The organism is Marinilabiliales bacterium, assembly GCA_007695015.1.
Classification (GTDB): domain Bacteria; phylum Bacteroidota; class Bacteroidia; order Bacteroidales; family PUMT01; genus PXAP01.
In genome coordinates, this window is record REEN01000072.1 from 14,632 (window position 1) to 32,726 (window position 18,095).

9 protein-coding genes are annotated in these 18,095 nt (G+C 46.4%); 3 read left to right on the forward strand and 6 right to left on the reverse strand.

Going from position 1 to position 18,095, the window contains the following annotated elements:
• Nucleotides 1-10: 10 nt before the first annotated feature.
• A complete protein-coding gene (locus EA408_10695; GenBank protein ID TVR70674.1) occupies nucleotides 11-2,473 on the forward strand; it encodes a PAS domain S-box protein in 2,463 nt (820 codons plus the stop codon).
• A 205-nt stretch (nucleotides 2,474-2,678) separates the two neighbouring features.
• Here the strand turns inward: EA408_10695 and EA408_10700 are convergent, their stop codons facing one another.
• The 5 genes from EA408_10700 to EA408_10720 form a co-directional block, all read right to left on the reverse strand.
• Nucleotides 2,679-5,093, reverse strand: a complete 2,415-nt coding sequence (locus tag EA408_10700; GenBank protein ID TVR70675.1) for an ABC transporter permease — start codon at nucleotides 5,091-5,093, stop codon at nucleotides 2,679-2,681.
• Between the two features lie 69 nt (nucleotides 5,094-5,162).
• A complete protein-coding gene (locus tag EA408_10705) occupies nucleotides 5,163-7,577 on the reverse strand; it encodes an ABC transporter permease (GenBank protein ID TVR70676.1) in 2,415 nt (804 codons plus the stop codon).
• Nucleotides 7,578-7,882: 305 nt separating this feature from the next.
• Complete coding sequence (locus EA408_10710) at nucleotides 7,883-8,866, reverse strand: CPBP family intramembrane metalloprotease (protein ID TVR70677.1); 984 nt, start codon at nucleotides 8,864-8,866, stop codon at nucleotides 7,883-7,885.
• Nucleotides 8,863-9,324 carry a hypothetical protein gene (locus EA408_10715; GenBank protein ID TVR70678.1) on the reverse strand — a complete coding sequence of 154 codons (462 nt, stop codon included), beginning with the start codon at nucleotides 9,322-9,324 and terminating at the stop codon, nucleotides 8,863-8,865. Before EA408_10715 ends, EA408_10710 begins: the two co-directional genes overlap by 4 nt.
• 28 nt (nucleotides 9,325-9,352) lie before the next feature.
• Complete coding sequence (locus EA408_10720) at nucleotides 9,353-11,731, reverse strand: TonB-dependent receptor (GenBank protein ID TVR70679.1); 2,379 nt, start codon at nucleotides 11,729-11,731, stop codon at nucleotides 9,353-9,355.
• Nucleotides 11,732-12,005: 274 nt separating this feature from the next.
• On the opposite strand from EA408_10720, the gene EA408_10725 reads away from it, so the two are divergent.
• The gene (locus EA408_10725; GenBank protein ID TVR70680.1) at nucleotides 12,006-12,203 is read left to right on the forward strand and encodes a hypothetical protein; all 198 of its coding nucleotides are present in this window, start codon (nucleotides 12,006-12,008) and stop codon (nucleotides 12,201-12,203) included.
• Nucleotides 12,204-12,348: 145 nt separating this feature from the next.
• Here EA408_10725 and EA408_10730 read toward each other — a convergent pair whose 3' ends face one another.
• Nucleotides 12,349-15,246: a hypothetical protein gene (locus EA408_10730; protein ID TVR70681.1), complete on the reverse strand. Its 2,898-nt coding sequence runs from the start codon at nucleotides 15,244-15,246 to the stop codon at nucleotides 12,349-12,351.
• 357 nt (nucleotides 15,247-15,603) lie between these two features.
• Between EA408_10730 and EA408_10735 the strand changes: the two genes are divergently transcribed.
• Entirely contained in the window at nucleotides 15,604-18,036 is a 2,433-nt protein-coding gene (locus tag EA408_10735; protein TVR70682.1) for an ABC transporter permease, read from the forward strand.
• The last annotated feature ends 59 nt before the right edge of the window (nucleotides 18,037-18,095 follow it).

Genomic DNA, 18,095 nt, shown 5'->3' on the forward strand with positions numbered 1-18,095 from the left:
TTAAATACTGATGAGAGGAGTCTTCTTTGTAAAAATAATAGTACCAGCCATATTGGTTATCGTGCTTTTTGCTATCTCATTATCGGTGGTTTTCATTCCAATGGTCGAGGAAGGGTTTATGGATCGCAAGAAAGAGATGATAAGAGAGTTGACCAATTCTGCATTGAGTATTATTGATGAATATCATAAGGAGACATACAGAGGTAATCTGACTGAAGAACAGGCCAAAGAGATGGCCATTAACCGGATAAAATTCATTCGTTATGGTGATGATGGATTGGATTATTTCTGGATCACCAACATGATCCCTGAAATGATCATGCATCCTTACCGTACTGACTTGAATGGCAGGAATATTTCCGACTATACCGATCCGCACGGGACCATGTTATTTACTGAAGCAGTAAAGAAAGTTAAGGATAGCGGCGACGGATACATAGATTACTGGTGGCAATGGAAGGATGACAGTACACGGATTGTTCCCAAGCTTTCATACGTGAAAGGATTTGAACCCTGGAACTGGATAGTGGGTACAGGTATCTACCTTGAGGATGTAAAGGAGGAGATAAAAGTGATCAGGGGGAGGATTGTTCGTATAACAATTCTGTTTGTACTTTTGATTGCAATAATAATATTCTATATAACACGGCAGAGTCTGATCATTGAGCGCAGGCGTATCGATGCCGAAGAAAAACTTAAACAATCACGGTTAAAGTATAAGATGCTGGTGGAGGCTTCTACCGAAAGTGCCATGATGTGGCTGGAGGGCAGGTTGATCTATTTTAACCAGCCAATTCTGAGCCAGACAGGATATACCGGAGATGAGCTCCTGAATAAGAGAATGGATGAATTGTTCACCCTTCAAAATGAGTCCATCGAAGATATTACGCAAACACTTGATGAAAGCAGAAATGTAGAAGCCACACTTATTGCCGCTGGTGGTAAAGAGATAGGGGTCGTACTCACAATATCCAATGTTGAAATTAATAATAAACGCGGCTTTATCTTTATCATAAAAGAGGTAACAAGGCAATTGATCAGGCATAAATCCGAACAGATGCTTGAGGAGGAGTTGAGGACATCGCTGTTACTTATGAATTCACCTGTAAAACTTTTTCTTCGCCAACCGGAGTATATTGATATGGACCTCACTATCCGTGAGGCTGCTGATATGATGATCAGAAAGCAAACGGAATTGCTTTTTGTAACAAGAAACAGAACAGAGATTGTTGGTTTGTTGGATCATAACGCTTTTATAACGGAAGTAATATCCGGGAAAAAAGATCATGACACAATTATTTTCAGCGTGATGAAATCCCCGGTTATCTATGTGAACGAAAATATTTTGCTTTTTGAGGCATTGCTGTTATTGGATAAGGAAAATGAAGATTACCTGGCAGTAAAAAATGATCAATCGAAAACAACCGGGTTCATATCTAAAAAAGATCTTCTGGCAGCTCAGCAAAATGCACCATTCTTACTGGTTAAAAAGATAGAAAGGGCAGAGTTGGTCAGCCAGCTTCAATCCCTGTACGATAAATTGCCCGGTATTCTGACACTGTTGATCAGTACCGATTCTCATTCCCGGAATATTGCCCAGATTTCAGCAGCCTTTTCTGATGCCATTTCAAAACGGGTAGTTGAACTCGCTATTGAAAAAACAGGTCCGCCCCCTGTTAAATTTGCATTTATATCATTAGGCAGCGAAGGAAGGGAAGAGCAGACCCTGAAAACTGATCAGGATAATGCTATTATTTACCATGGAAAATATTCTCAAGAGGTGAATGAGTATTTTCTGCAACTATCCGGGAAGATAACCAGCTGGTTGAATGATATCGGTTACGAGTATTGCATAGGTGAAGTGATGGCAAGTAATCCCAGATGGTGCCAACCTTTATCCAAATGGAAAGAATATTTCAAAGAATGGGTTGAGAATAGTGATCCTGAAAGCATTCTTGATATTTCAATATTTTTTGACCTGCGTTTTGTTTATGGTGATAAATCGCTTGTAGATGAATTAAAAAATGAGATAATAAAAATTATTGATTCAGAGGCAGTTTTTTTTGCCCACCTCGCTAAATCTGTGAGTCGTTTAAAGGGGGTAACATATTCCGAAAAACATAAGACCATAGATTTGAAAAAAGCAATGTTGCCTGTTGTTGGCTTTGCCCGTGTTTATGCATTGAAAAATAATGTTAATGAGACAAACACTGTTTCCAGGCTTAATAGCATTATTGACAGGGAGAATATAAACAAATCGTTCATTGAGGAGATTGTAAAGGCTTATGAATACTTGATGTTTCTCAGGTTTCGTCTACAGACAGCCATGATCCTCTCCAATGAAAACCCTGATAATTCTCTCCGGATTGATGAATTAACAAATATCGAAAAAGCAACATTAAAAGCAGCTTTGGCTGAAATTGCAGAAATATATACCCAGCTGAGTTTTGATTTTGAAGGAAGAACGATGTAGTATCTCAATATCCCTAACATGTTACCCGGTCAGTTGATTGGAAAATTCGCCAGGGGCTGACAGGTACACAGCTATTACCCAAAATTATCATACCTCCGGATATAATGCTGGTTGTGATGAGTAAAGCGTTTCCGATATCCCGCTATTAAGTTTTATAGGTATGTAATTTGTATATCAGAAATTCTGATATACTGTGGGTAAATTATTATTCGTTTCTGAGTACGTCAACCGGATTGAGGTTTGCTGCGCGCCACGATTGGATTCCGACTGTGAGCAATGCGATAATGTATGTTATTGCCGTTGCTGACAGGAAGGCCGGTATTCCCGGTTCAATCCTGTATGCAAAATTTTCAAGCCACCGATCCATCAAAAGCCAGGCTGCAGGCCAGGATATTATGGCAGCTGTAAGCACAAGAATGTTTATTTCCCTCGACAGCAGCAGCATGATTGATGAGGGAGATGCTCCCATAGCTTTCCGCACCCCTATCTCTTTGGTTCTCTTTTCGGTATTGAATGATGCCATGCCCAGCAAGCCCAGGGCAGCAATCAGGACAGCCAGCAGTGCAAAAATTTTGAATATTTTCCTTGCGCGGATCTCCTGCGTATAGAGCTGCATCAGATCGTCTTCAAGAAAAGAATATATAAACGGGGCATCTCCGGCAAAACCAGTCCAGTGCTGTTCAATATGCCTTATTGCAGAAGGTGTATTGTTGAGGTCAACCCTTATTGCCGTTAACCAGGCAGGTCTCCCTGGCAGTCTTACAACCATGGGCCTGATATTGCGGTGCAGTGATTCAAAATTGACATCATCAAGGATCCCGATTACCGGGCTAATAAGATCATCATGAGGAAAGACAATTTTGCCATCGGGAGATCCGTCAAATCCAAGTATCGTTGCGAGAGGTTTGTTTATAATTACAGCATCCCTGTCAGATCCGTAACCTGCCGAAAAAAACCGGCCTTCTGCCATCCTCATACCCATTGTCTCCAGGTAATGCTCGTCGGCAGTTACAACCATTACCTGGGTTAACTCTTCGAGAGGTTTTCCATGCCGGTAGATGGCGGTACCCCCGGCAGGATAGCCCGGAAGGGTATTGCAGTAACTTACGTTGATGATTCCTTCATGTTTCAGCAGCTCATCCCTGAAGGCTTCCTGCTGATCACCCAGGATCTGGGTGCGTTCCAGGATCAGCAGTCCTTCCTTCTCGTACCCCTTATCGGTGGAGTGGATAAACCTGAGCTGTCCTGATACAATGAATGTTGCAATAAACAGTGCAATAGTTATTGCAAACTGTGCCACAACAAGGATTTTTCTGAGTGAGCTGCTCCGGTTGCCTGTGCCGGTATCACCCTTGAGGACCTTGACAGGCTTGAAAGATGAAAGGAAAAATGCCGGGTAGCTTCCTGCAAGTATGCCGGTGAGCAGGCTGAACACGACCAGGCCCGGTATAATGTACCAGTCGGCGAAATAGTTTAGTTCGAACGACTTGTATGTTATATTGTTGAAAAAGGGAAGTGACAGCTCAAGCAGTGTAATAGCCATCACCATTGATATTATGCTCACAATTACAGATTCAACAAGGAACTGCCGTACCAGGGTGCCCCGGCTGCCGCCCAGTGTTTTTCTGACCCCTATCTCTTTTGCCCGGCCAGAAAAACGCGCCGTAGCAAGGTTCATAAAGTTGATGCATGCAATGATCAGGATAAAGGCAGCTATTATTGAAAAGAAATAGACGGCGGTCATGCTGCCCCCTTCGTTTACCTGATGGTCAGCATCTGAATGAAGATGTATACTTTCAATATTCTCCGTCCTGAACCTGTAAAACCCTCCTTCCTTTTCAAATGCCTCAATGCCCCTGCCTACTGACAGTTCAGATTCGGGACTTACATACCTGTATACAAGATCCTGCAGTTTTTCGTTGAATTCTTCTATGCCGGTACCTTTGGCAAGCACTATATAGTTGTATATATAATTGTACAGCCAGCGCTGGAAGTATACCTCATGTTCTGGCATTACAGTTTCAATGGAGGCCAGGTAATTGTACCTGAAATGAGAATTATGGGGCATATTCTCAGAAACACCCGTGACCTCAAAAAGGTCTCTCTCATTCATCAGGATAGTCTTGCCCACAGGGTTTTCCGGGCCAAAAAGCCTGAGGGCAGTTTCCTCGGAAATGACGATGGTGTTTGGCCTCGAAAGAGCGGTGGCAGGGTCACCTTCGATCAATGGCACTGAGAATACATTATAAAAGTTGGGATCTGCATAGAAAAAATTCTCTTCGATGAAGTTCCTGTCGCCTGCCTTTATAATTGCCCTGGATACAGGGAATATCCTGCAGGACTCTTCGATCTCGGCAAACTCCCGGTCGAGTGCCTCCTTCATTGCCCCTGACGTGTAGGCTGAGAAGAAGTGGCTGCCGCCATGGGCAGATTCAATTCCTATCCTGTAGGTGCGGTCTGATTTTTCATGATACCGGTCATAACTCAGTTCACTTGTCACGAATAGCAGTATCAGAATGCAACTCGCTATGCCTATGGTCAACCCCGCAATGCTTATGAATGAGTAAGCTTTTTGCCGTCTGAGGGTGCGGATCGCCATTAGGATCTGGTTCTTCAGCATCGATGATAATTATAAGTATTTTATATTCTTAATGACTGTAATATTCCGAAAATTCTCCTTGTATGCTTCTTACTCATCCCGCAGTACGTCAACCGGATTGAGGTTTGCTGCGCGCCATGACTGGAGGCCTACCGTGAGCAATGCGATAATGTATGTTATTACCGTTGCTGCAAGAAAGGTCAGTATTCCCGGTTCAATCCTGTATGCAAAATTGTCAAGCCACCTGTTCATCAGAAACCAGGCTGCAGGCCATGCTATCAGTGTTGAAATCAGTATAAGCCAGTTTATCTCCTTTGACATCAGCATTATTATCGAAGATGGTAATGCACCCATAGCTTTCCGTATACCAATCTCTTTTGTTCTTTTTTCAGTATTGAATGATGCCATGCCCAGCAAGCCCAGGGCTGCTATAAAGACAGCCAGTATTGCGAATATTTCGAAAATGCTTCTTGTGCGGATATCCTGGGTATATAGCTGCATGAGGTCATCTTCGAGGAAAGAATATACAAACGGGGCATCGCCGGCAAACTCTGACCATATGGATTCAATATGTGCCAGGGCAGAAGCTATTTGATTACCATCAAGGCGGATTGCCATAAGCCAGGCGGGACTGTCAAGTTCCCATATAATCATAGGCCTTATGTTCCGGTGCAGGGATTCGAAGTTGGCATCTTCAAGAACTCCGATTATTGGACTTACCAGGTCCCTGTGCGGGAAAACCAGAGCTTCTGAGGTTGGCTGTTCCAGGTTCATGACCCTTGCCAGTTGCTTGTTTATTATGACAGCATCCCTGTCTGTACTGTAATTTGGAGAGAAGAACCGTCCTTCCTCCAGTTTCATACCCACAGTCTCCAGATAATGCTCATCAGCCCATATAACAAGGGTCTGGGCGATATTTTCAGGGGAGTCTCCATATTTGTGAGTTGAGGTGCCGGAAAAATCATACCCGGGCAAAGAGGAGCAATAGCTTGCGTTGAGAATGTTTTCGTGGCGTAGCAACTCATCCCTGAAGGCTGTCTGACGGTCGTTCAGTATATGGGTACGTTTAAGGATGAGCAGTCCCTCTTTTGCATAACCCGGGTCCTTGAAATGGATGAACCTGAGCTGTCCGGATACTATGAACGTTGCAACAAAGAGTGAAATCGTGATTGCAAATTGTGCAACTACAAGGACCTTCCTGAGACCGCTGCTCCGGTCACCGGCTCCGGTCTCCCCTTTAAGGACACTGACAGGCTTGAAGGATGAGAGGAAAAATGCCGGGTAACTGCCGGCTACTATTCCTGTTACCAGGCTGAACAGTAACAGTCCGGGTATAATGTACCAATCCGAAAGATAGTTTAATTCAAATGACTTGTAGGTCAATTTATTGAAAAAGGGAAGTGACAGCTCCAGAAGTGTAACCGCCAGTATCATGGCGATTAAGCTGACCAGTAACGATTCAACCAGAAATTGTCTGACCAGGTTTCCTTTACTGCTGCCCAGTGTTTTTCTTACTCCGATCTCTTTTGCCCTTGCCGAAAAACGTGCGGTTGAAAGGTTCATAAAATTTATGCAGGCGATTATCAGGATAAAAATGGCAATGATTGAGAAGAAATATATGGTTGTTATGCTTCCTCCTTCATTTAACTGGTTGTCAGATTTTGAATAAAGGTGAATATCTTCAATATTCTCAATAAAAAACCTGTACACCCCGCCCTCTGTCTCAAAGGCCTCAATATCAATACCCATTGCCATTTCAACCTCCGGCCCGACATATTTGTACACAAGTTCCTGAAGTCGCTCTGTGAAAGTGTTCCTGTTCGCAGTTTCTGCCAGTAACATGTATGTGTAAAGATTGTTGCTTGTCCATCGTATCCAGTATTGCTCCATCCAGGGCTTAACAGTTTCAATAGATGCAAGGAAATCATACCTGAAATGGGAATTGTGTGGCATATTTTCTGAAATTCCAGTTACTTCGAGCAGTGCATCCTCATTGACCATTAATGTCTTTCCCATAGGATTGTCGTTACCGAACAGCCTTTGTGCTGTCTCCTGCGACAGGATTACGGTGTTTGGCCTTGAAAGGGCCGTGGCAGGATCTCCTTCGATGAGGGGAACCGTAAAGAGGTTGAAGAAATTTGAGTCAGCGTAAAAGAAGTTGTCCTCCACAAAACTACTCTCATCAACCCTTATGACCGGCCTTGTGATGTGGTAAAGCCGGCAGGCCTCTTCGACCTCGCTGAATTCATAATCAAGCGCATCCTTCATTGCACCGGATGTAACTGCAGAAAATACATGGCTGTCGCCGAAAAGAGCCTCTATACCTGCCCTGTAAATCCGGCCGGACTTTTCATGGTGCCTGTCATAGCTCAGTTCACTTGATACAAAAAGAATTATAAGAAGGCAGCTTGCAATTCCTATGGTTAAACCCGCAAGGTTTATCAGTGAAAACCCTTTTTGTCTTATTAAGTTTCGGAATGCAATTACTATATGATTTTTGAACATGAATTGATTGGATTAAGTCAGGTTAATATCATATTTGTTTCAGGACAAACTTTCTATTATTTATCAAAAAACAGGCCGATGGCAATAAAGGGCAGGATGTTAGACAGTTGGCATTAAATTTGAATTGTCTTCATGTCCGGTTACTGCCCGTTTTCAGTACAGTTGATGTGCGGAAACGTACAATATTTGATCATTTGGGATTAATCCGGACTTTGCATCCGGCAGAGGAGCAATAAAAAGTCATCCATCTACTCGGTGATTGATGACAGATGTGCAGTAAAATATAATATGAGAAAACCGCAGCACTAAATATTTTCCGATATTTTGTTGGCCATTATTTTTTCCCGGCTGATATTATTGTCATAAATAAACAATACTCCTGTAACAATTATTATTGAAAGGGCCCCTGCCAGTCCGGTAACACCCGTTGTAAGGTCATTCCCCCCTTTCAGAAGCATTAATGATATTCCGGCTGTTCCGTTCAATGTGCCGTGCATGACTGATGCAGCTATAACCGACCCTGACTTGATCGTTATATAAAGAAACAGCGGGCTTAGCAATACGCAGAACAAAACCATCATAAATACCCCTGCCACCGGGTACTGAGGGTAATTATGCCCCATCAGGATGAGGGGTGCATGCCAGAAGCCCCAGGCAATGCCTGTCAGCAGCGATGCTTTCATGAAGCTCATATCCCTGAATTGGCGGACAAGGAAACCGCGCCACCCGAGTTCCTCTCCAAAACCTGCAACCGCATTGATCGTTAATCCGGCTATCAGCCCTGAAACAAGGGTCATCCATACAGGGTGAAAAGGCATGATCTCGATTGATATCCGCATCTGCTCAAGTTCTTCGGGGGTCAGCATCTCCTTGTACCTGTCAAACATCCCTTCCATTCCGGGAGAGTAGGACACACCAGGGTATAACAGGCTTATAGCTACAGAGCCAAATACTATTACCGGGGCAATGAGCCAGGCAACAAGGAACCATTTATTTACATTGAATGAAATGAACAGCTTCTTCCGTATATCTTCCCGGTAAATGATTTTCTCGACAACGAGGACTGATATCATGGGAATAAACATGTAGGATGTTGCAAGGATCAATCCTCCCGTACTGCTTAATTGTCCGCCCAGCAGGTAGAAAATTCCGGCAACGGTAAAGCTGATACCAAATGTAAGTAGCAGAAAGAGGGTCGTTTTATTAATTGGTTGCATTTTGCGCGATTTTTGCTGAAAACGTCTTATAATTTTCCCTAAAGCTGGTAAAGCTGCCGGTAGTATTCTCATACGAGCAACCAGCCTGCAGCCAGGCCAAACAACACACTGTAGATAACAGCCTCCATCTGGATAGTCCAGAACACTTTTCTTTTAACGAATTCGGGCTTCATGTATATCAAACCTTCAAGTGTGTTGGAAAACGGAATTGCACTGCAGAAATCTGCATACACAAACATCAATCCCCCGAAAAACAGGAATTTCAAGCCGAAGGAGAGATCTCCCAGCACACCGAGGACAGGGTATAGCACTACCGACATAAATATGGCCCTCACCAGTTGTACTGGTATTATTTTTTTATTGACATTCAGGGCTTCTGAGGAATCGGACATGTTTCTGAGAAACGACTTGTAAAGCTGGTCCCTTCCACCGTATAACTTTTTTGAAAACTGATAATTAATTACTCCCGCGATATAATATGCTATCGTATGGATCACGAAAAACAACAGTGTGAATTTTGCATACTCCATTTCATCATTTTTAAAGGTTCATTATTGATCAGAAATATATCCTGTATGTCATCATCGGCATGAAGCCCATCTGGTAGTGAGTGACGGCTTCCTTTTTGTTGTTGTCCCAGTTCTGGACGAAAACATTCTGCCTGTTGGTTATGTTCTGCAGGTCAAGTCCCCACTCATGGTCGAAGCTCTGCCGGTTCAGACGGAATGTTATCCGGCCGTTGAGCCTGAAATAATCGGGAAACCTTTCATTATATGATTCACTCCATATGTAGCGAAGGGCATTGTCGGCGAGGGACTGCTCTTCATCTATCGGGAGCTTGCGGTGGCCTCCGGCATAGACCGTTTTCAGGTCAACCGACAGGAGGGAGTTCCTTCCAACCCTCCATTCATAGCCGGCAAGGGCATTGAAAACAAAATTGTTGTTGAATGCTGAATTGCGCCATACACCGTCATATCCGCGGTATCCTGAATCAAAGACTGATGCTGTAACCAGGTAATAGAATCCCTTGTTGAGGAACTTTTCAAGCGTAAGTTCAATGCCTTTGTTTTCTCCTGTACCAGAGTTTTCCATATTGTCAAACAGTTGGAAACCGAAGCCTCCGCCCTGGTTCATAAGTGAAAACTCCGGCCTGCGCCATGCTACGGGTATGTTGTAGAGCCTCTGGTAATAGACCTCCAGCTTCATCCTGTGCTCATCGCCCAGCAGCCTGTCATATCCTGCCACCAGGTGTATGCTGCGTGAGAAATCCAGATCGCGGTTTGTCTTTTCGTACACCATGTTCAGGGTGTCGGTAAGTCGCTGGCTGAAATATACCGCTTTCATCTGTGTCTGGCTGTGCATTCCTGCACCAAGGTTCAGCGACTGTCCCTTGATGAATTCCCATTTCAGTCCGAGTCTCGGCTCTACAGCATAGCTGTTGTTCATGAAAAGTCTTGAAGTATGTAATCCGGTTGAGACCGACAGCTCATCTGAGAAGCGGTGCTGCCACTCGGTGAACAGCCTGGCAAAACCCATGGTCCCGGAATTATTCAGGTAGTGCACGTACTTTTCCCCGGAAGGGTCAAGCTGCATGCCTGTATAGCTTACATCGTAGAAATCGTATACAAACCCGGTATTCAGGTAATTGCGGGAGTTGAAACGATGCGAATATTTTGACGAAAAGGTGTACTTCATCTCGCCCAGGGATTCCTTGATTTTCTGGTTATCGGGGTCAAAGCTAAGATCAAAGATATCGGCAGTGCTCTCTATTCCCGATACAGCAATTGTATTTGTAAAGCGGGCATCGTCGTTAAGGTAATGTACATGGCTGACCCCAAGCACACCCATACGGTTGCTGTTGTGCAGGTCAAGCCCGGAAAAGCCGAACTGTGAGTCATCGTCCTGGCTTGCCAGCATTGCAATGCTGTTGTCGCCGCCAAGTCCGAATACCGATATGCGTCCCCGTTCAAGCGGAACGTTTACCTTGAAGGATAGATCCTTGTATTGTGGTATCGCCGTTCCGGTGCCGAAGTCCATCCCTGCGGCATGCAGCACCTCCATGGTGCTGTAGCGGAAGTTTGCCATGTAGGATGCCTGGCTGTTCTGTGAAAACGGCCCCTCGGCGCCAAGCTCGAACCCGTTGAAGCCCACCTGTCCCATGAATTCATGTTTCTGGTTGTTCCCGTTGCGCATCCTGATATCGAAGGCGCCGGCCAGGGCATTTCCATACTCGGCCGGGAATGCACCGGTGTAAAAATCGGAGTTCGTAAGGTGGTTTATATTCAGCATGCTTATGGGCCCGCCGGTAGTGCCTATCGAACCGAAATGGTTCGGGTTTGGTATTTCAATACCTTCAAGCCTCCATAGCAGTCCGAGTGGCGAATTTCCCCTTATGACAATATCATTGCGCTGGTCGGATACAGAGGTAACCCCGGCATAATTGGCTGCCATACGTGACGGGTCGCCCAGGCTGCCGGCAAAGCGCTCGGTCTCGTCGATGGTAAATGAACGGGCGCTTACCACGGCCATCTCGTTTATTGCCTGATCTTTCCTGATATCGGGACGGATCGTCACGTCGTCCATCGTGTAAACCTGTTCTTCGAGAGTAATATCCATCACCAGCTCCCTTCCCGACCGGAGCAGCAGGTTGTTAAGGCCGGCCGGCTGATAGCCTACCATGCTTACCTGGATATTGATGCGCCCCAGCGGGAGTCCGTCAATCCTGAATTCGCCGTTCCCGTTGGTGGCCGTGCCTCTTAGCGGATCGCTGCCCAGTATCACGACTGTTGCTCCGGGCAGGGGCAATTCAGTATAAGCATCCAGCACCCTTCCCCGGAAGGTCTGGGTCATCTCCTGTGAATACGCTTTCGCGGAAAAAAACAGTGTGGTAATGATCAGGCCGGTTAGAAAGGCCTTGTTGATGATCGAATTCTTCATTTGGTTTTTGATATTCCCTGGTTGTTGTTATTGTTACTGAATTTTTGCCGGTTTTTGCCAATTTGGACCGGTGATGCTATGAAAGCCCTATTCCTGTTGTGTAGTTTTCCTCCCTCTCTTTCAGCGGCCCTGTTATCCATTCCAGCGCAATGAAGATGTATAAAAGCATGTGCGTTTTAATGTCCTGAACTTTCACATACATGTCAGTATTTGCCTTAATTTGTTTTTCGCTGGCTTTGCTATTGTTTTTAGTTTCCATGGTTGATAGTTTTATATGTTTGTAACAAAATTGCTTCTTCTTACTTTATCAGCGAAATTTATCCTGATGAACAGCTTTTTTTTCCGGATGAATGGCTTTGGATCACTCCTGGATGCTGTTCAGCCGTATATTATCAAACCACGGGCCACAGTTTATAAAATGCTAAAAAAAAGCACATTGATGGTTGCAGGGGTATTCGTGAAGTGTACGTAAGCAGTAATTCATGTCCGGAAACGGACATAATCCGGACGCCTGATCTGATCTTCAGGTAAGTTTTAGCAGGGATTTGGCGGCCCGGTAATTATTTGCATTGACCGCCGGCCAATACATCTCAATCCGGAGCTATGTATCTGCCGGCTTAAATATTAGCTGTCAGCACTGCCATCCAGTGACCCTCGCCGGGAGCCGAAAGCCTGACTCGTTCCCCGCCCCCGAGTTCAGTTGTACCGGTCCACCGGCTGCTGTCAATATCCAGCCATTGAAGGGTGAAATTGCCCGGAGCATCTGACATGTCCAGGTAAACAGCTCCACCGCCGGTAAAATAGACGGCATACTGTTCGCCCGGAATAAATGCAAGATATGCTTCATTTTCGCGGCGGTCTGATAGCAGGCTGCTGTAGACATCGGGTTCGGCCCTGAACACATCGAAGACCTCCTGGAACATGCGCGCGCTTCTTATCTGTGTCTGCGCCAGTTCACTAAGTCCGATACCGAAGAAGGCTGGCTCGGGTCCGGGACGGTGAAATCTTGAGGATGCAATACCGCCAAGGATGTTACGCCAGAATTTATTGGTACCTTCTGCCGTGCCACCTCCAAGCCGATAACCGCTATAGATCTTGTTATTGTTGACAGGCCGGGGAGGGTCGGCAACAATTTGCCTGGCTGACTGCATATTATCCCAGTGAACCTGTCCGTTACGGATATTGTTTTGTGATACATCCACAAAGTAGTAAAGATCAGGGTGGTCGAAAGTACGCCTGTGCATTGGGTCGGTAAGGTCATGTGCATCCCACATCTCGGTAACCTCGATATTGACACCGTTTTGGGATGCTCTCTCATGCAGGAAATTTGCCCAGTACCGGCTCCACTCCTCAGATGCCGTGCTTTCGTTGCTGATACAGTAAAGAATATGGTCATAGTCGAATGTTACCGAAAGTATTCTGTCAACCAGGGCCTCCTGGTAGGCAAGCACCACCGGTGAATTGTCCAGCTCCGGTATGGTGCGGAAGATGTTGTAATCCCTGGTAAAAAGGTGATGGTTGTACTCCTCCTCGTGCAGGTTGGTCTCTTCTGCCGTATAGTTGATATTGTTTTTCGGGTTGAAGGGATGGGCAGACCAGGCCTCGGCCGAGTAGGCCCCTCCCCATACCTGTCCGTAATCCCACCGGTCCCATATCTCTATCTGGACAATTATGTCGCGTTCTGCTGTCATATCAAGGAGGTTGCTGAACTGTTGCCAGTAGGTCTCGTTCCACCGGTCAAGGTCATACATTCCGGTAGCCTCATCCCTGTAAAAGGGATATATATTGTTGTCATTATAAAGATCGCTGTCCGGGTCCACCCGGTCTCGGCTCGACATGGTGTTGCGGATGTAATTGCCGCCCACGGAGACCAGCAGGTCGAGATGCGCCTCAAGTCCCCGTTCACCGATATTGGGATGGTTGAAAGGGTTGTCCTGGTCAGTGCCTCCCAGCAGAAGAACAGGCTCTCCCTTGTATTGCCAGTAACGCTGGTCCTCACTCCAGGGTTTTATCCTGAGGGCTTCGCGGGCCTCGTCAACAGGTACCGGCAGCAGAACTGCAATCCAGTGCCCTTCACCAGGTGTGGCAAGCCTCATCTTTCTGCCTCCCCTGACATGCGTGCTCCCGCTCCATTCTGCCTGGTCGAGATTTATCCACCGGCATGTCCATTGTCCGCTTGCATGCGACATGTCAAGCTCTACAGAGCCGCCTTCAGGGAAATAAAGCGCATACTGCCGTCCCGGTTCGGCGAGCAGGTATGCTTCATTTTCCTCCCGGTCAGACAACAGCTCATTCATCGGGGCGGTGAGGGCTATATCCAGCTCATCTGTTGCCATGCGGAGGGATTTTATGATTTTTTGGGCACGGGGACTCATCCCCAGTCCGAAGTCACTCTTCTCATACATCATTGCCGGATCTTCAATGGGATGTGGCCTGTGAAACCTGGCGCCCGCCCCGCCGGCAAATATTATGCGGCCCATGCGTGCAACCGATTCCTCTTCACCATGCCTGGCGGCCCCATAATTTTTGTTGTTGTTGATGGGTCTGGGGTGTGCTGCAAGGCGTTCACGTACGTACATGATATTGTCATAATGTCCCTGCCCAAGTCCCGACCAGGCGTTGTTCTGCGAGATGTCGACAAAGGAATATGTCTGCGGATTGTCGTAGATGTGCGCGTGGTCTTCGCTGCGCACATTTTCACTTCGCCTCATATCTGTAACATGAACGGGTACGCCTGCCTTTTCAGCAGCACTCCTTAAGTAACCGGCCCAGTAATCGCCAAATTCAACCAGTTCGCCGGTTTCATTGTGTATGCAGTAAAGTATGTTCGGGTAACGGAGCGAGATGGAAAGCAGCTTGTCAAAATAGGTTTCCTGGTAGCCGAGCACCAGGGCATTATCATCAAGTTCAGGGATGGTCCTGAAAAAGGGATGCTCTGTAGGATGTCCCACCGGGGGGTAATTAACGGCTGTTGGCAGTCCCGATTCTTCAGGGGTGTAGTTTATGTTGTTCGCCGGGTTGAAAGGGTGATGCGACCATCCCCCGAATGACTGGTGATCTTCGTACATGTCCCATGGATCCCATACCTCTACCTGTACTATCATATCACGTTCGCGGGCCATTTTCAGAAAGTTTTCAAAACGGTTCCAGTATTCCTCATTGAAACGGTCAAGGTCAAACAGTCCGCGTTCATCTCTTTCGTAAGCAAACACATTGCCCTCGTTCCTGTGGCTCATGGTGTTCCGCAGGTAATTGCCTCCCACCGATGCGATCAGATCGAGATGCTCCTCAAGCCCCCCGGGATGGTTGAAAAGGTTGTCCTGCCAACTGCCTCCCAAAAGAAGGGTCGTCTTTCCATTGTAGTGCCAGTACCAGGGGGCACGTTCGTCAATGTCAATATACTGATCGGATATTTCAGTTTTGCAGGATGTTCCTGTGAGAATAATTCCCGCAAAAAACAGGGCGGTAATAATTGCCCTGAAAACAAGCTTTGTTGATTGTTTGAGTAGGCTCATTTACTTGTTGGGGTTTAAAAGGAAAATTTGCATGGTAAGATAAGAAAAATTTAATAATCAGACCAGCCGGTCATGGCCCAAACCCAATTTGAAGTACCTGACAGGCTTGTAGCCTGTCTTTACAGGATAAATGGGCCTTTTTGGTGCATAATAATGTTTGGCCGGGTATTCCGGCAGGTGCTTCAGCGGATTTTGTGCGATAATGAACATTCCTTGTCCGCCACCGTTCATCCAGTCACACGTGGATAAATAATAATACGCTGATATGCAGCTATTAGTGAGGTTTGGCACTTTATTGGATGATATTAGCCACAAAGGTTTTAAAATACATAATTTTGACAGAAAAATAGTTGCATTATGATCAGGAGCTACCTGCTGATTGCACTCAGGGTGCTGAAGAAGAACACCCTGTTCTCGGCAATAAATATCATCGGCCTTTCAATTGGACTGGCTGCATCAATTATTATATACCTCTGGGTTTACGATGAACTTGGTTATGACGCATTCCATGAAAATTCCGACAGGATATACAGGGTTGAGAGGGATATGCAGATGGAGGATGAGCGTATCCATGTACCTATTACCGCACCGCCGGTCGGACCGAAAATGGGGGAGTATTATCCGCAGGTTAAGGCATTTGTGCGCATAGGCCGTGACAATGTAATGGTTGAGGATGAAAACCGGCAGTATTACAATGAAAGGATAGTATATGCCGACAGCTCGTTCTTTAATGTTTTTTCTTTCAGGCTTTTAGAGGGCAATAAGGATGACTGCCTGAAAGAACCCTATACTATAGCGATATCTGAGAGTTATGCCATGAAATATTTTGGCGGACGGCCCGGAGAGGGAAGTGTGCTAAATATAAGCTATGGAGGTAATATTCAGCCTTTCAGGGTTACGGCCGTTTTTGAGGATTTCCCGCATAATTCTCATCTTCAGGCTGACCTGATTGCTTCGTTTGCTTCACTTTACAGCCTCAGGCATGAGCAGATGATGACAAGCTGGATGGCAAGCAGCATTTATACCTACCTGCTGCTTGCTCCCGGAACCGAAGTCGGTCTGTTTGAACAAACCATCCAGGAGCTGGTTGACGATTATTTCGCACCCGAATTCAGGGGGTTCATAGATTTTGACGACCCGCGCGATTTCCTCAGGCTGGAGCTTATGCCCCTTACTGACATACACCTGAACGCCAGTAGGGTATGGGAGATGGAATCTCCCGGGAGCCGCACATCTGTGCGCGTATTCAGCCTGGTTTCGATGCTTCTGCTGGTAATTGCCGGCATCAACTTCATGAACCTTTCAACAGCCAGGGCATCGAGACGCGCCAGGGAGGTTGGGGTAAGGAAGGTGTCAGGGGCCTCCCGCACTCAACTGGTGCGGCAGTTCCTGGGCGAATCGGTTCTGTTCAGCCTGATATCCCTGGTTATTGCAATGATTATTATTGAGCTGGCACTGCCATGGTTCAATGATTTTACGGGGAAATCCGTATCCATAGCCACGCTGTTCAGGGGATGGAACCCGGTAATTATTGTATCGGCCTGGCTGGCAACTGCCTTTTTTGCGGGTGCATACCCGGCGTTTTTCCTCTCATCCTATAAGCCGGTTGATGTTCTTAAAGGGAAAAAGGGCACAGAAGGGAGCCAGCTTTTCAGGAGGGCACTGGTTGTGGGGCAGTTTGCGGTTTCTATCGGATTGATAATCTGTTCCCTGACTGTTTACAGGCAGTTGCAGTACATTAACAGCAAAGACCTGGGGTACAACCGGTACGGGCTGATAAATATTCCGGTTGAGAACCGGGCAAACTTCAATTCATGGGATGTGTTAAAGGAAGATCTGCTGTCTGTTCCTGAGGTGGATAATGTTACCAGGTCGATGGTCATCCCCACCGACATGAGGTACATGGATAACCCCCATGCTTTGAGGGATGACCCCGAGACCTGGTTTCCGGTTGTAAACCGCGCCGATGACCGGTATATACCGGTGTTCGGAATGAGGCTGCTGGCCGGGTCAAATTTTACTCCTGAAATGGTATCTGATACCCTGGTGTATTACATTATCAATGATGCTGCACGCAGGATGTTCGGATTTGACACCCCGGTTGATGCTCTCGGACAGGAGGTTGGCCTGAGAACGGGCCGCGGGGGTGAGACCAGTTACTGGGGGCCGGTAGTTGGGGTGGTTGAGGATTTCCACTACCAGCCATTGACAGAGATGATCCAGCCGATGGTGATCAGCTCATCGACTGCCGGGCATAACAGCATTACCGTGAGGGTTGACCAGGCAGATATGGCGAGGGCAAATCAACTGATAGGGGAGGTTTGGAACCGCCATTTCCCCTCACAGGTTTACGTGAGTGATTTTGTTTCACAACGGTTTGACAGGCTGCACCTTACCGAAAGGCGCCTGCAGATGATCCTTCTGATGTTCACCATTTTGTCTATTTTTGTTGCCTGCCTTGGACTCCTGGGATTGTCGGCTTTCTCGGTTGAGCAGAGAGTGAAGGAGATCGGCATCAGGAAGGCAATGGGGGCTGGCGTAACGCAGGTTGTTGCATTGGTAACCAAAGAGTTCAGTAAGCTAGTCCTGGTTTCCTGCCTGACAGGCATTCCCCTGGCATGGTTTATACTCAGGGAATGGCTGAATAATTTCCCTTACAGGCGCGATATGGAATTCTGGGTATTTGCCGCGGCGGTGCTTATCGGATTTGCAACTGCAATGATAACCGTGGTGCTGCAAACCTGGAAAGCCGGCCGGGTGAACCCGGTCGAAACACTGAAATATGAATAATGCAGTTAAAGTTTTGCATGATCAGGAAGCCCCGGTTGGGACGATCTAAAAATGATTAA

Bases quoted from the DNA above. Each gene is read 5' to 3' on its own strand.
- EA408_10730 (TVR70681.1), bottom strand. From the start codon at position 15,246: ATGAGCCTACTCAAACAATCAACAAAGCTTGTTTTCAGGGCAATTATT.
- EA408_10735 (TVR70682.1), top strand. From the start codon at position 15,604: ATGATCAGGAGCTACCTGCTGATTGCACTCAGGGTGCTGAAGAAGAAC.
- EA408_10725 (TVR70680.1), top strand. From the start codon at position 12,006: ATGTTTGTAACAAAATTGCTTCTTCTTACTTTATCAGCGAAATTTATC.
- EA408_10720 (TVR70679.1), bottom strand. From the start codon at position 11,731: ATGAAGAATTCGATCATCAACAAGGCCTTTCTAACCGGCCTGATCATT.
- EA408_10695 (TVR70674.1), top strand. From the start codon at position 11: ATGAGAGGAGTCTTCTTTGTAAAAATAATAGTACCAGCCATATTGGTT.
- EA408_10715 (TVR70678.1), bottom strand. From the start codon at position 9,324: ATGGAGTATGCAAAATTCACACTGTTGTTTTTCGTGATCCATACGATA.
- EA408_10710 (TVR70677.1), bottom strand. From the start codon at position 8,866: ATGAGAATACTACCGGCAGCTTTACCAGCTTTAGGGAAAATTATAAGA.
- EA408_10700 (TVR70675.1), bottom strand. From the start codon at position 5,093: ATGCTGAAGAACCAGATCCTAATGGCGATCCGCACCCTCAGACGGCAA.
- EA408_10705 (TVR70676.1), bottom strand. From the start codon at position 7,577: ATGTTCAAAAATCATATAGTAATTGCATTCCGAAACTTAATAAGACAA.